The organism is Pseudomonas sp. HLMP (assembly GCF_046365545.1).
Classification (GTDB): Bacteria; Pseudomonadota; Gammaproteobacteria; order Pseudomonadales; family Pseudomonadaceae; genus Aquipseudomonas; species Aquipseudomonas guariconensis_B.
In genome coordinates this window covers 477436-491589 of sequence record NZ_JBDLLR010000001.1, presented here as the reverse complement: position 1 = coordinate 491589, position 14154 = coordinate 477436, and the positions used below count along the sequence as shown (strand labels likewise).

At 60.5% G+C, this 14154-nt stretch carries 8 protein-coding genes, 2 tRNA genes, 3 rRNA genes and 1 pseudogene; 1 reads left to right on the top strand and 13 read right to left on the bottom strand.

Annotated elements, in window-relative coordinates:
- Nucleotides 1-50: 50 nt before the first annotated feature.
- The 8 genes and pseudogenes from rrf to hutC form a co-directional block, all read right to left on the bottom strand.
- Nucleotides 51-166, bottom strand: a 5S ribosomal RNA gene (rrf, locus tag ABFA30_RS02410).
- A gap of 129 nt (nt 167-295) precedes the next feature.
- Nucleotides 296-3187, bottom strand: a 23S ribosomal RNA gene (locus ABFA30_RS02405).
- 234 nt (nt 3188-3421) lie between these two features.
- A tRNA-Ala gene (locus ABFA30_RS02400) sits at nt 3422-3497 on the bottom strand.
- A 25-nt stretch (nt 3498-3522) separates the two neighbouring features.
- Nucleotides 3523-3599, bottom strand: a tRNA-Ile gene (locus ABFA30_RS02395).
- Nucleotides 3600-3681: 82 nt separating this feature from the next.
- Nucleotides 3682-5218: ribosomal RNA gene (locus tag ABFA30_RS02390) — 16S ribosomal RNA — on the bottom strand.
- The 16S, 23S and 5S rRNA genes sit together here with 2 tRNA genes alongside, the layout of an rRNA operon.
- A gap of 165 nt (nt 5219-5383) precedes the next feature.
- Nucleotides 5384-5518: pseudogene (locus ABFA30_RS02385) on the bottom strand (hypothetical protein); the annotation flags it as partial.
- Nucleotides 5519-5782: 264 nt separating this feature from the next.
- Nucleotides 5783-6355, bottom strand: a complete 573-nt coding sequence (locus ABFA30_RS02380; RefSeq protein WP_225787471.1) for a HutD family protein — start codon at nt 6353-6355, stop codon at nt 5783-5785.
- On the bottom strand, nt 6352-7062 hold the full coding sequence (gene hutC / locus ABFA30_RS02375; protein WP_368815428.1) for a histidine utilization repressor: 711 nt from the start codon (nt 7060-7062) through the stop codon (nt 6352-6354). The genes ABFA30_RS02380 and hutC overlap by 4 nt, the downstream gene beginning before the upstream one ends.
- A gap of 144 nt (nt 7063-7206) precedes the next feature.
- Here hutC and ABFA30_RS02370 point away from each other — a divergent pair, with 144 nt between their 5' ends.
- On the top strand, nt 7207-8571 hold the full coding sequence (locus ABFA30_RS02370; protein WP_410045116.1) for a formimidoylglutamate deiminase: 1365 nt from the start codon (nt 7207-7209) through the stop codon (nt 8569-8571).
- Nucleotides 8572-8680: 109 nt separating this feature from the next.
- Here ABFA30_RS02370 and ABFA30_RS02365 read toward each other — a convergent pair whose 3' ends face one another.
- From ABFA30_RS02365 to ABFA30_RS02345, 5 genes are all read right to left on the bottom strand, one after another.
- Nucleotides 8681-9253 (bottom strand): lipocalin family protein, encoded by a 573-nt coding sequence (locus ABFA30_RS02365; protein ID WP_225787473.1) that lies wholly within the window; start codon nt 9251-9253, stop codon nt 8681-8683.
- The gene (gene bamE / locus ABFA30_RS02360) at nt 9250-9504 is read right to left on the bottom strand and encodes an outer membrane protein assembly factor BamE (protein WP_225787474.1); all 255 of its coding nucleotides are present in this window, start codon (nt 9502-9504) and stop codon (nt 9250-9252) included. The genes ABFA30_RS02365 and bamE overlap by 4 nt, the downstream gene beginning before the upstream one ends.
- A gap of 161 nt (nt 9505-9665) precedes the next feature.
- The gene (locus ABFA30_RS02355; protein ID WP_225787475.1) at nt 9666-10262 is read right to left on the bottom strand and encodes a DUF924 family protein; all 597 of its coding nucleotides are present in this window, start codon (nt 10260-10262) and stop codon (nt 9666-9668) included.
- Between the two features lie 3 nt (nt 10263-10265).
- A complete protein-coding gene (locus tag ABFA30_RS02350; RefSeq protein ID WP_225787476.1) occupies nt 10266-11276 on the bottom strand; it encodes a class 1 fructose-bisphosphatase in 1011 nt (336 codons plus the stop codon).
- Between the two features lie 250 nt (nt 11277-11526).
- Nucleotides 11527-13977, bottom strand: a complete 2451-nt coding sequence (locus ABFA30_RS02345; protein ID WP_368815425.1) for a glycogen/starch/alpha-glucan phosphorylase — start codon at nt 13975-13977, stop codon at nt 11527-11529.
- Between the last annotated feature and the right edge of the window lie 177 nt (nt 13978-14154).

Here is a 14154-nt window from a genome sequence, read left to right as displayed (position 1 = left end):
AAAGACAAAACCCCTACCTGCTCGCGCAGATAGGGGTTTTGCGAAATGAATCTTGACGATGACCTACTCTCACATGGGGAAACCCCACACTACCATCGGCGATGCATCGTTTCACTGCTGAGTTCGGGATGGGATCAGGTGGTGCCAATGCTCTATGGTCGTCAAGAAATTCTGTTGCCAGAACATCCAGATGGACACTCCAGCCAATTCGGATATGTGATCTTTGTGGTTGCGAACTTTCGGCCTTGCGTCTTCACCACCGCAATCCGCTGCACGCAAATTGCTTGGGTGTTATATGGTCAAGCCTCACGGGCAATTAGTATCGGTTAGCTCAACGCCTCACAGCGCTTACACACCCGACCTATCAACGTCGTAGTCTTCGACGGCCCTTCAGGGGGTTCAAGACCCCAGTGAGATCTCATCTTGAGGCGAGTTTCCCGCTTAGATGCTTTCAGCGGTTATCTCTTCCGAACATAGCTACCCGGCAGTGCCACTGGCGTGACAACCGGAACACCAGAGGTTCGTCCACTCCGGTCCTCTCGTACTAGGAGCAGCCCCTCTCAAATCTCAAACGTCCACGGCAGATAGGGACCGAACTGTCTCACGACGTTCTAAACCCAGCTCGCGTACCACTTTAAATGGCGAACAGCCATACCCTTGGGACCGGCTTCAGCCCCAGGATGTGATGAGCCGACATCGAGGTGCCAAACACCGCCGTCGATATGAACTCTTGGGCGGTATCAGCCTGTTATCCCCGGAGTACCTTTTATCCGTTGAGCGATGGCCCTTCCATACAGAACCACCGGATCACTAAGACCTACTTTCGTACCTGCTCGACGTGTGGGTCTCGCAGTCAAGCGCGCTTTTGCCTTTATACTCTGCGACCGATTTCCGACCGGTCTGAGCGCACCTTCGTACTCCTCCGTTACTCTTTGGGAGGAGACCGCCCCAGTCAAACTACCCACCATACACTGTCCTCGATCCGGATCACGGACCTGAGTTAGAACCTCAAGGTTGCCAGGGTGGTATTTCAAGGATGGCTCCATGGGAACTGGCGTCCCCACTTCAAAGCCTCCCACCTATCCTACACAAGCAAGCTCAAAGTCCAGTGCAAAGCTATAGTAAAGGTTCACGGGGTCTTTCCGTCTAGCCGCGGATACACTGCATCTTCACAGCGATTTCAATTTCACTGAGTCTCGGGTGGAGACAGCGCCGCCATCGTTACGCCATTCGTGCAGGTCGGAACTTACCCGACAAGGAATTTCGCTACCTTAGGACCGTTATAGTTACGGCCGCCGTTTACCGGGGCTTCGATCAAGAGCTTCGCTTGCGCTAACCCCATCAATTAACCTTCCGGCACCGGGCAGGCGTCACACCCTATACGTCCACTTTCGTGTTTGCAGAGTGCTGTGTTTTTAATAAACAGTCGCAGCGGCCTGGTATCTTCGACCGACATGGGCTTACGGAGCAAGTCCTTCACCCTCGCCGGCGCACCTTCTCCCGAAGTTACGGTGCCATTTTGCCTAGTTCCTTCACCCGAGTTCTCTCAAGCGCCTTGGTATTCTCTACCCGACCACCTGTGTCGGTTTGGGGTACGGTTCCCGGTTATCTGAAGCTTAGGAGCTTTTCTTGGAAGCATGGCATCAACCACTTCGCGCTCTAAAGAGCACTCGTCATCAGCTCTCGGCCTTGAGATCCCGGATTTGCCTAAGATCTCGGCCTACCACCTTAAACTTGGACAACCAACGCCAAGCTGGCCTAGCCTTCTCCGTCCCTCCATCGCAATAACCGGAAGTACAGGAATATTAACCTGTTTTCCATCGACTACGCTTTTCAGCCTCGCCTTAGGGACCGACTAACCCTGCGTCGATTAACGTTGCGCAGGAAACCTTGGTCTTTCGGCGTGGATGTTTTTCACACCCATTGTCGTTACTCATGTCAGCATTCGCACTTCTGATACCTCCAGCAAGCTTCTCAACTCACCTTCACAGGCTTACAGAACGCTCCTCTACCGCGTCATCAAAGATGACACCCGTAGCTTCGGTGCATGGTTTGAGCCCCGTTACATCTTCCGCGCAGGCCGACTCGACTAGTGAGCTATTACGCTTTCTTTAAAGGATGGCTGCTTCTAAGCCAACCTCCTAGCTGTCTAAGCCTTCCCACATCGTTTCCCACTTAACCATGACTTTGGGACCTTAGCTGACGGTCTGGGTTGTTTCCCTTTTCACGACGGACGTTAGCACCCGCCGTGTGTCTCCCATGCTCGGCACTTGCTGGTATTCGGAGTTTGCATCGGTTTGGTAAGTCGGGATGACCCCCTAGCCGAAACAGTGCTCTACCCCCAGCAGTGATACATGAGGCGCTACCTAAATAGCTTTCGAGGAGAACCAGCTATCTCCGAGCTTGATTAGCCTTTCACTCCGATCCACAGGTCATCCGCTAACTTTTCAACGGTAGTCGGTTCGGTCCTCCAGTCAGTGTTACCTAACCTTCAACCTGCCCATGGATAGATCGCCCGGTTTCGGGTCTATACCCAGCGACTAAACGCCCTATTAAGACTCGCTTTCGCTACGCCTCCCCTATTCGGTTAAGCTCGCCACTGAATATAAGTCGCTGACCCATTATACAAAAGGTACGCAGTCACCTAACAAAGTAGGCTCCCACTGCTTGTACGCATACGGTTTCAGGTTCTATTTCACTCCCCTCTCCGGGGTTCTTTTCGCCTTTCCCTCACGGTACTGGTTCACTATCGGTCAGTCAGTAGTATTTAGCCTTGGAGGATGGTCCCCCCATGTTCAGACAAAGTTTCTCGTGCTCCGTCCTACTCGATTTCACTGACAAGAGATTTTCGTGTACGGGGCTATCACCCACTATGGCCGCACTTTCCAGAGCGTTCCACTAATCTCAAGCCAGCTTAAGGGCTGGTCCCCGTTCGCTCGCCACTACTAAGGGAATCTCGGTTGATTTCTATTCCTCAGGGTACTTAGATGTTTCAGTTCCCCTGGTTCGCCTCTTGCACCTATGGATTCAGTACAAGATACCTAGGTTATCCTAGGTGGGTTCCCCCATTCAGAGATCTCCGGATCACAGTCTGTTTGCCGACTCCCCGAAGCTTATCGCAGGCTACCACGTCTTTCATCGCCTCTGACTGCCAAGGCATCCACCGTATGCGCTTCTTCACTTGACCATATAACCCCAAGCAATCTGGTTATACTGTGAAGACGACATTCGCCGAAAATTCGCATGTCGCTCTTTCGAGCGGAACTCACAAATTTTACCTTAGCCTGATGCCACACCAGTGAAAGTGCGTCATCAGTCTTTCTATCACATATCCGAATTTTTAAAGAACGATCTGACAAAAGTCAGAAATCAACATTCATTCACGAATGCTCATTTCTAAGTTCTGCAGGTAACGGCAACATGGTGGAGCCAAGCGGGATCGAACCGCTGACCTCCTGCGTGCAAAGCAGGCGCTCTCCCAGCTGAGCTATGGCCCCGTATACAGGCTGCACCACAACAAATTGGTAGGTCTGGGCAGATTTGAACTGCCGACCTCACCCTTATCAGGGGTGCGCTCTAACCAACTGAGCTACAGACCTATCACAGGGTCGCGTCACATCGTCTTCTTCAAGGAATCAAGCAATTCGTGTGGGTGCTCATCAGCAGGCTGATGTCTTCGATTAAGGAGGTGATCCAGCCGCAGGTTCCCCTACGGCTACCTTGTTACGACTTCACCCCAGTCATGAATCACACCGTGGTAACCGTCCTCCCGAAGGTTAGACTAGCTACTTCTGGTGCAACCCACTCCCATGGTGTGACGGGCGGTGTGTACAAGGCCCGGGAACGTATTCACCGCGACATTCTGATTCGCGATTACTAGCGATTCCGACTTCACGCAGTCGAGTTGCAGACTGCGATCCGGACTACGATCGGTTTTGTGAGATTAGCTCCACCTCGCGGCTTGGCAACCCTCTGTACCGACCATTGTAGCACGTGTGTAGCCCAGGCCGTAAGGGCCATGATGACTTGACGTCATCCCCACCTTCCTCCGGTTTGTCACCGGCAGTCTCCTTAGAGTGCCCACCATGACGTGCTGGTAACTAAGGACAAGGGTTGCGCTCGTTACGGGACTTAACCCAACATCTCACGACACGAGCTGACGACAGCCATGCAGCACCTGTGTCAGAGTTCCCGAAGGCACCTCTCCATCTCTGGAAAGTTCTCTGCATGTCAAGGCCTGGTAAGGTTCTTCGCGTTGCTTCGAATTAAACCACATGCTCCACCGCTTGTGCGGGCCCCCGTCAATTCATTTGAGTTTTAACCTTGCGGCCGTACTCCCCAGGCGGTCAACTTAATGCGTTAGCTGCGCCACTAAAATCTCAAGGATTCCAACGGCTAGTTGACATCGTTTACGGCGTGGACTACCAGGGTATCTAATCCTGTTTGCTCCCCACGCTTTCGCACCTCAGTGTCAGTATCAGTCCAGGTGGTCGCCTTCGCCACTGGTGTTCCTTCCTATATCTACGCATTTCACCGCTACACAGGAAATTCCACCACCCTCTACCGTACTCTAGCTCGCCAGTTTTGGATGCAGTTCCCAGGTTGAGCCCGGGGCTTTCACATCCAACTTAACGAACCACCTACGCGCGCTTTACGCCCAGTAATTCCGATTAACGCTCGCACCCTCTGTATTACCGCGGCTGCTGGCACAGAGTTAGCCGGTGCTTATTCTGTTGGTAACGTCAAAACAGCAAGGTATTCGCTTACTGCCCTTCCTCCCAACTTAAAGTGCTTTACAATCCGAAGACCTTCTTCACACACGCGGCATGGCTGGATCAGGCTTTCGCCCATTGTCCAATATTCCCCACTGCTGCCTCCCGTAGGAGTCTGGACCGTGTCTCAGTTCCAGTGTGACTGATCATCCTCTCAGACCAGTTACGGATCGTCGCCTTGGTGAGCCATTACCCCACCAACTAGCTAATCCGACCTAGGCTCATCTGATAGCGTGAGGTCCGAAGATCCCCCACTTTCTCCCGTAGGACGTATGCGGTATTAGCGCCCCTTTCGGAACGTTGTCCCCCACTACCAGGCAGATTCCTAGGCATTACTCACCCGTCCGCCGCTGAATCCATGAGCAAGCTCACTTCATCCGCTCGACTTGCATGTGTTAGGCCTGCCGCCAGCGTTCAATCTGAGCCATGATCAAACTCTTCAGTTCAATACTGCTTGGGTTTTTAAGTAACCCTAAACTTGGCTCAGCAATCTCAAATGACTATGTGATTTCTCATATGGCCACTTGTGATGCTGATAATCTTGGCGACTATCAGTCCGTACTCACAAGCACCCACACGAATTGCTTGATTCGATTGTTAAAGAGCGTTTGGTTCTCGGCCACCTGCGGGTCGAGGTTGTTCATCAGCATGCGCAGCGGCGCTTCGGTCAGCCAGCTCTTGGCGGTCAGCTTGTTGCCACGCGGGGCGCGGATTTCTACGTCACGGTATTTGTTGTTGTCAGTCACGGGAATGTCCTCTGCGGTCAGGTCGACGGCGGTGTGTCGATGGGGATATACAAACACACCTTTACTTGTATGTACAAGCATGGACAACTAAAAATTTTCGACCGTTCCTCGCCCGGCAGAAAATAAGAAGGGGCCGCTACGCGGCCCAATCGCGGGCAAGCCCGCTCCCACAGGATTCCGCGTAGCCCTGGCAGGCGGCGCAGTACTTGTGGGGGGCTTGCCCGCGATTGGGCTGCACAGCAGCCCCTTTTCACGGTGAAAATATCAGCGTGGCATCAGTTCGATCAGGCAGAACCGTCCCTGCACATCCAGCTCCAGCAAGCCGTCGTTGCCTTCCAGGTGCAGGCAGTCGTACAAGCCCAACTGCTGTACCCCATGCCCCGGCACGCTCGCCTCGACATGCCCGCTGGCCGCGAACAACAACACCGTCGACGCCGAACTGTACGCCCGCTGGGTGCCGTCGAACCATTGCAGCCGTGCCCGGTAGCGTTGGGGCGCATAGATCAGGTTGAAGTCGCGGATCGGCCCGCCCAGCAGCTTGCAGCTGACCTGGCTTTCGCCACCGAACGCGAAGGCATCGAACGGCAACAATGGCCGACTGGCCTGGCCATCGACCAGCAGGCGCATGCCATCGCCCTGCAGCACGGTGATGATCCGCTGGTAGCCGGCAAAGGTGGAGAACCCACCGGACTCCTCGATATCGGCGATCGACAACCGCCAACCGAAGCCCTCCAGGCCCTCGCCGGCGTCGCGGGTGATCTCTTCGGTGAAGCCTCCACCGTTCTTCCAGGGCATGCGCGGGTAGTCTTGGGCGCGCAACAGCTGCAACGGGCTCATTTGCTGAATCGTCCTTCCAGGCGATGACGGGAACCGGGGTGGATCAGCCGCGCGGCGGTCACCGGCTGGCGGCCGGACCAGGTGCGGCGGCGGATCAACAGGCAGGGCTCGCCACGCTCGATCTGCAGCAGGCGGCATTCGTCGGGCTCGGCGAGGATGGCTTCGACCACGTGCTCACCCTCGGTCAGCGGCGCGACCTGAGACAGGTAGGCGTAGGGCGTCTGCCGGGTGAAGTCCTGCTTGAGGTAGTCCGGGGCGACCTGCGCGTTGACGTAGCGGTCCTCGATCTGCACCGGAACGCCGTTCTCGTAGTGCACGATCAGCGAATGGAACACCCGCCCGCCTTCACGCATGTCCAGGGCCAGGGCGCGCTCGGAGCCAGCGGCCTCCTCGGCGAGGGTGATCACCTGGCAGCTATGCTGGTGGCCACGGCCGGCGATCTCGTCGGCGATGTTGTTGACTTCGAACAACGCCGAACGAGTCTTGGGCTCGGCGACGAAGGTGCCGACGCCCTGCATGCGTACCAGCAGGCCTTCGGCGGTCAGTTCGCGCAGGGCGCGGTTGATGGTCATGCGGCTGAAACCCAGCTGGCTGACCAGTTCGCTTTCCGAGGGCACCCGGTGATGCGGCGGCCAGCTGCCGTTCTCGATCTGCTGGACGATCATCTGCTTGACCCGGGCGTAGAGCGGCGCCGGCCCTTCGCCCATCTGGGCAACCAGCGCGGAGACAGGAGGTGTCGGCACGGCTTTGTTTCCTTGTGCGATTGAATGAGCGGTAGCTTGCCGGAGTTTACCTGGCAGGCAAACGTCTGTATATGTATATACAAATAATCAGAACGGGGTTATCCACCGATGTCCGCCTATTTCGCCGAACGCGCCCTGCTGCCTACAGGCTGGGCCCGCAATGTCCGCCTCGAGGTCAGCGACGACGGCCACCTGTCCAAGGTCGACGCCGAGGCCTCGGCCGAGGGCGCCGAGCGGCTGGCCGGCCCGCTGCTGCCGGGCATGCCCAATCTGCACTCCCATGCTTTCCAGCGCGCCATGGCAGGCCTTGCGGAAGTGGCCGGCAACCCCAACGACAGTTTCTGGACCTGGCGCGAACTGATGTACCGCCTGGTTGGCCGGATCACCCCGGAGCAACTGCAGGTCATCGCCCGCCAGCTGTATATCGAGATGCTCAAGGCCGGCTACACCTCGGTGGCCGAATTCCACTATGTGCACCACGACCCTCAAGGCCAGGCCTATGCCGATCCGGCCGAACTGTCCCGGCGCATCAGCACGGCGGCCGCGGCCTCGGGCATCGGCCTGACCCTGCTGCCGGTGCTGTACAGCCACTCGGGGTTCGGCGGCCAGCCTCCCAGCGAGGGGCAGCGTCGCTTCATCAACTCCACCGAGCGTTACCTGGACCTGCAGCAGCAGCTCGCGCCGCTGCTGGCGGCGCAACCGGCACAGCGGCTGGGGCTGTGCTTCCACTCGCTACGCGCAGTCACCCCGGAGCAACTGGCGACGGTACTGGCCGCCGGCGATCCAGCCAGCCCGGTGCACATCCATATCGCCGAACAGCAGAAGGAGGTCGACGACTGCCTGGCCTGGAGCGGGCGTCGTCCGCTGCAATGGTTGTACGAGCATGTGGACGTCGACCAGCGCTGGTGCCTGGTCCATGCCACCCATGCCGACCCTGGCGAAATCACCGCCATGGCGCGCAGCGGCGCGGTGGCCGGTCTGTGCCTGACCACCGAGGCCAACCTGGGCGACGGTATCTTCCCGGCGGTGGACTACCTGGCCCAAGGTGGCCGCCTGGGTATCGGCTCGGACAGCCATGTGTCGCTGAGCGTGGTCGAGGAACTGCGCTGGCTGGAGTACGGCCAGCGCCTGCGTGACCAGCGGCGCAACCGCTTGTACCGGGGCGACCAGCCGATGGTCGGGCGCACGCTGTATGACGCGGCGCTGGCGGGCGGTGCCCAGGCGCTGGGCCAGGTGGTGGGCGAGCTGGCGGTCGGCAAGCGCGCCGACTGGCTGGTGCTCGATGGGCAGGACCCTTACCTGGCCACGGCCAGTGGCGATGCCATTGTCAATCGCTGGTTGTTCGCCGGCAGCGATCGCCAGGTGCGCGATGTGATGGTCAACGGGCAATGGGTGGTGCGCCAGGGACGACACGGGCAGGAAGAGGAAAGCGGGCGGGCGTTCGTCGAGGTGCTGCGCCAGTTGCTCGGCTGATGCGGGCAAGCGCCAAGCCCGTCAGTTGAAACTCAGCGTCGCCAGTTGGGGCCGCTTCGCGGCCTCAACTGGCTCATGGAACTACCTTGAAAGGCAGCGGTACAGGCTTTCAATGCCTGCTGACGATCTGCTTGTCCGCTTCCCGCCAGATCAGCCGCGTGGTGTCGTACCCCTGCTGCCGCGCCCTGGACAGCAGGCTCTCGCGCTCCCACGCCGGCAGGTTCGGGTTGCGCGACAGAATCCACAGGTACTTGCGGTCGGGGCTGCCGACGATCGCTGTGCGGTAGCGCTCATCCACGTACAGGATCCAGTACTCGCCCCTGGCCACGCCTGGCACCAGGCGGGTGAACCAGTTGTCGAACTCCACCCACAGCCGGTCGGTGCGCCCCTGCTCCTGGGGCTTGGCCTTGCCTTCGGCGCGCAGCCACTCGTCGCCCAGGGTGCGACAGCGGTTGATCACGGCGACGCTGCCATCGGGCTTGAGGCTGTAATGCGCCTCGGACTGGGCGCACTCACGCTGGTAGGCCATCGGCAGGCGCGCCAGCTCGAACCACTTGCCCTGGTAGCGCTTGAGGTCGACGGTACCGGCGGTCTTGGGCGCCAGCGGGTCGTTGGCGGAGGTGGCGCAACCGCCCAGCAGCATGGCCAGGCAAAGCCCCAGCAGCAGGTACAGGGGCCTCATTTGAGACCCTGCCCGGAATACATCAGCACCTTGTCCGCCGCGTACTGCACGCTGATGAAGCTCGTCTCGTCCCCCCAGGTGCAACTGCTCATGCCCAATGCCCCCGAACATTCAGTGGGCGTGCCAAGCAGTTGCTCGACCTCGGCCTTGCTCATGCCGGCCTTGAGCTTGGAATAGTTTTCCTGGTTGATCTTGCTGCAGGCGGTCAGGACGACGCACAAGGACAACAGGGCGAGGGAACGCAACGACATGAAGGGACACTCCTGGAGATGTAGGCACAAGCGCAACGGCCTGCAGGCAGCTTAGAAGGCAAAAAGCCGCCTCGGTTCCCTGGCCACCCCGCTTTTACCCCCTGCCGTTGGTCGGTTGATGGCAGATGGCAGTGGGGCCGCTTTGCGCGGCCCCAGCAGGATCAGAACCTGGACCCAGGTTCCAGGAGAAAGTCCATCTCTTCGCTGGTACTCGGCCTGCCGAGCACCAGGTTGCGATGCGGGAAGCGCCCGAACCGAGCGATCACCCGCTGGTGCTGCTCGGCATAGTCAAGGAACCCCTCGAACAGCCGGCGGTTGGCCTCCGGCTGCTCGTCCAGCAGCATCTGGTAGCGTTCGACGCACAGGTTCTGCCAGTCCAGCACCTCGGCATGCTCCAGCACCAGCAGCACGAACACCCGCTGGATCGGCAGCAGCTGGTAGTCCCAGCCCTTCTGCAAGCCCTGCATGGCCACCACCTGGGCACGCCGGTCGCCCTCGAAGGCGCGTGGCGTGTCGCGGTGGATCATGCGCGGCAACTGGTCGAGCAGCAACAGCAGGCCAAGCCAGCCCTGGGGACTCTGCTGCCACTCGTCCAGGCCGCCGGCCAGGGCATGCTCCACGAGTTCGCCGAAGTACTCGCGCGCCTCGTCGTCGTGGTGCTTGCCGAACCACAGCGTACTCTTCTCGTCAGCCACGGCCTGGGGGCTGGCCCCCCAACCGAACCACCATTCCAGCAACGGCTGCCAAGGTGCGAGCATGACTTACTCCTTGTGGTAGGCGGTGACGCGCTCCACCTCTTCCTTCGAGCCGAGGATCACCGACACGCGCTGGTGCAGGCTCTCTGGCTGGATGTCGAGGATACGCTCGTAACCGTTGGTGGACGCGCCACCGGCCTGCTCGATGATGAACGACATCGGGTTGGCCTCGTACATCAGGCGCAGTTTGCCCGGCTTGCTCGGCTCGCGGGCATCGCGTGGATACATGAACAGGCCGCCACGGGTCAGGATGCGGTGCACGTCGGCGACCATCGAGGCGATCCAGCGCATGTTGTAGTTCTTTTTCAGCGGGCCGGTGTCGCCGGCCAGCAGTTCGCCCACGTAGCGCTGCACCGGGGCTTCCCAGTGACGCTGGTTGGACATGTTGATGGCGAATTCGGCGGTGCTTTCCGGCACGCGGATGTTCTCGTGGGTCAGGACGAAGCTGCCCAGCTCGCGGTCCAAGGTGAAGCCCTTGACGCCATTGCCCAGGGTCAGCACCAGCATGGTCTGCGGGCCATAGATGGCGTAGCCAGCGGCGACCTGCTTGGCGCCTGGCTGGAGGAAGGCCTTCTCGTTCAGCGTTTCGTTCTGGCTCAGGTACTCGTTCGGGCAACGCAGCACCGAGAAGATGGTGCCGACCGAGACGTTGACGTCGATGTTCGACGAGCCGTCCAGCGGGTCGAAGACCAGCAGGTAACCACCCTTGGGGTACTTGCCCGGGATCTGGTAGGCGTTGTCCATTTCCTCGGAAGCCATGCCGGCCAGGTGACCGCCCCACTCGTTGGCCTCGAGCAGGATCTCGTTGGAGATCACGTCGAGTTTCTTCTGCACCTCGCCCTGCACGTTCTCGGTGCCCAGGCTGCCGAGCACGCCGCCCAGGGCGCCCTTGGACACGTTATGGCTGATTTCCTTGCACGCACGCGCCACCACTTCGATCAGGAAGCGCAGATCGGCAGGGGTATCGTTGCTGCGGGTCTGCTCAATCAGATAGCGACTCAGGGTAACGCGGGACATGTATGGCTCCGAAGATGGAAAGGGGTAGAAAAACCCCCGCAGTTTACAGGGAGAGTTGCGGGCTAGCGAGCAGTGAGACTCGCCTGGGCTTTCAGACGGCACATCGGGCAGTGAGTTCAGCCAGTGCCGGGCCGGTTGTCAGGTGAGGCCTCATTGGCGGGCCTCGATGCCGGTCAGTCTAGACTTCCAGCTGTCATCTGGGGCGCGAAGCGGCCCCCAAAAGCACCGCTCGCCCCATGAGTGCCCTTCCTCAATCCAGGGCCTTCCAGATCTCGGTGGCATATTCGCGGATCGTCCGGTCCGACGAGAACCAGCCCATCCGCGCCGTGTTGAGCACCGCCATGCGCCACCAGTCCTGGGGCGCGTGCCAAAGCTCCTCGACCCGCCGCTGGGCATCCCAATAGGCGTCGAAGTCGGCGCACACCAGGAAGCGGTCATGAGCCACCAGCGAATCCAGCAGGCCCGCGTAACGCGCCGGGTCATCCGGCGAGAACACCCCGCTGCGGATCGCCTGGAGTACATCGCCCAGGCGGTTCGAGGCGGCGATCGCCGTGGCCGCGCCGAAGTCGCCCGCACGCCGGCGCGCCTCCACCTGCTGCGCGGTCAGGCCGAAGATGAACATGTTATCGGCACCGACCTGCTCGCACATCTCGACGTTGGCGCCGTCCAGGGTGCCGATGGTCAGGGCGCCATTGAGGGCGAACTTCATGTTGCTGGTGCCCGAGGCCTCGTAGCCGGCCGTGGAGATCTGCTCGGACAGGTCCGCGGCGGGGATGATGCTCTCGGCCAGGCTGACGTTGTAGTTGGGCAGGAACACCACCTTGAGCAGGCCCCGCACGGTCGGGTCGTTGTTGACCACCCGGGCGATGTCGTTGGCCAGCTTGATGATCAACTTGGCCTGGTGATAGCTGGCGGCAGCCTTGCCGGCGAAGATCTTCACCCGTGGCACCCAGTCGGTGTCCGGCTCGGCGCGCATGGCCTGGTACAGGGCCACGGTGTGCAGCAGGTTGAGCAGCTGGCGCTTGTATTCGTGGATGCGCTTGACCTGCACGTCGAACAGCGCCTCGGGGTTGACCGTCACACCCAGGCGGTCCTGGATGATGCTGGCCAGAGCACGCTTGCTGTGCAGACGCTGGGCGGCGAACTGGCGGCGGAAGGTGGCCTTGTCGGCGAACGGCGCCAAGGCCTCGAGCTTGCCTTGCGGGTCGTCCAGCACCTCCGCGCCCAAGGCTTCGACCAACATGGCGGTCAACTGCGGGTTGGCCTGGAACAGCCAGCGACGGAAGGTGATGCCGTTGGTCTTGTTGTTGATCCGCTGCGGGTAGAGTTTGTGCAGCTCGGCGAACACCGTGCTCTTCATCAGCCGGCTGTGCAGCGCCGAGACGCCGTTGACGCTGTGCGAGCCAAGGAACGCCAGGTTGCCCATGCGCACCCGGCGGCCGTTGTCCTCCTCGATCAGCGACACCGCCCGCAGCACGTCGAAGTCGTGCAGGCCTTTGGCCCGCAGGGCGTCGATATGGTAGGCGTTGATCAGGTAGATGATCTGCATGTGCCGGGGCAGCATGCGCTCCATCAGGGCCACCGGCCAGGTTTCCAGGGCCTCGGGCAGCAGGGTGTGGTTGGTGTAGGCCAGGGTGCCGACGGTCAGGTCCCAGGCGGTGTCCCAGGGGATCTCGTGCTGGTCGACGAGCAAGCGCATCAACTCGGCCACAGCGATCGACGGGTGGGTGTCGTTGAGCTGGATGGCCGCGGCCTCCGGCAGGTTGAGCAGGTTGTCGTGCATGTTCAGGTGGCGGCGCAACAGGTCCTGCAGCGAGGCCGAGACGAAGAAGTACTCCTGACGCAGGCGCAGCTCCTGGCCGGCCTCGGTGCTGTCGGCCGGGTAAAGCACCCGCGAGATGCTCTCGGCCCGCGCCACCTCGGCCACCGCCCCCAGGTGGTCACCGGCATTGAAGCGCTCCAGGTGCAGTTCCTCCAGGGCCCGTGCGCGCCACAGGCGCAGGGTGTTGACGCTGGCCCCGCGCCAGCCGACCACCGGCGTGTCGTAGGCCACCGCCCGCACCGTCTCGCCCGGCCACCAGACCTGGCGCTGCTGGCCGTGGGTGTCGTACACCGTCTCGACGCTGCCACCGAAGCTGATCGGGTAGATCACCTCGGCCCGCTCGAACTCCCAGGGGTTGCCGAAATCCAGCCAGTGCTCGGTCTGCTCCTGCTGCCAACCGTCGACCAGCGCCTGCCGGAACAGGCCATGCTCGTAGCGGATGCCATAGCCATGGGCGGCGATCCCGAGGGTGGACATGCTTTCCATGAAGCACGCCGCCAGGCGCCCCAGGCCGCCGTTGCCCAGGGCCGCATCGGGCTCGAGCAGACGGATGCGCTCGAGGTCCACGTCCAGCCCTTCCAGTGCCTCGCGGGCGATGTCCAGCAGGCCCAGATTGCTCAGGCTGTCGTACAGCAAGCGGCCGATGAGGAACTCCAGGGAGAGGTAGTAGACCCGCTTCTGGCTGCGCCGGTAGGCCTGTCGGGTGTGGTCCATCCAGTGATCGACCATGTGATCGCGGGCAGCCAGGGCGATGGCCTCGAACCAGTCGTGGTCGAAGGCGTGCTCCGGGTCCTTGCCGACCGCATAGGTCAGCTTGGCCAGTACAGCGGCGCGAAAAGCAGCCACCTCTGCGTCACGAGCTTTGGGTTCCTGGGACATGCGGCATCCTCGGGCAAGTTGACGAAAGCGGAGGGAGATTGTTCAGCCTAGACGCTTCGACACGGAGCGACAGTGCCGGTTCGCGGTTTTCATGATCCGTTGGGCAATCGGGCGAAAGGTTGTTCACAAATTGAACGGCTCCGGTATGATCGCGCGCCCCAAGACCGTGATCCGCCC

Coding starts and splice junctions, on each gene's coding strand:
- ABFA30_RS02345 (WP_368815425.1), bottom strand. CDS start 13,977: ATGTCCCAGGAACCCAAAGCTCGTGACGCAGAGGTGGCTGCTTTTCGC.
- ABFA30_RS02355 (WP_225787475.1), bottom strand. CDS start 10,262: ATGCTCGCACCTTGGCAGCCGTTGCTGGAATGGTGGTTCGGTTGGGGG.
- ABFA30_RS02365 (WP_225787473.1), bottom strand. CDS start 9,253: ATGAGGCCCCTGTACCTGCTGCTGGGGCTTTGCCTGGCCATGCTGCTG.
- ABFA30_RS02380 (WP_225787471.1), bottom strand. CDS start 6,355: ATGAGCCCGTTGCAGCTGTTGCGCGCCCAAGACTACCCGCGCATGCCC.
- bamE (WP_225787474.1), bottom strand. CDS start 9,504: ATGTCGTTGCGTTCCCTCGCCCTGTTGTCCTTGTGCGTCGTCCTGACC.
- ABFA30_RS02370 (WP_410045116.1), top strand. CDS start 7,207: ATGTCCGCCTATTTCGCCGAACGCGCCCTGCTGCCTACAGGCTGGGCC.
- hutC (WP_368815428.1), bottom strand. CDS start 7,062: ATGGGCGAAGGGCCGGCGCCGCTCTACGCCCGGGTCAAGCAGATGATC.
- ABFA30_RS02350 (WP_225787476.1), bottom strand. CDS start 11,276: ATGTCCCGCGTTACCCTGAGTCGCTATCTGATTGAGCAGACCCGCAGC.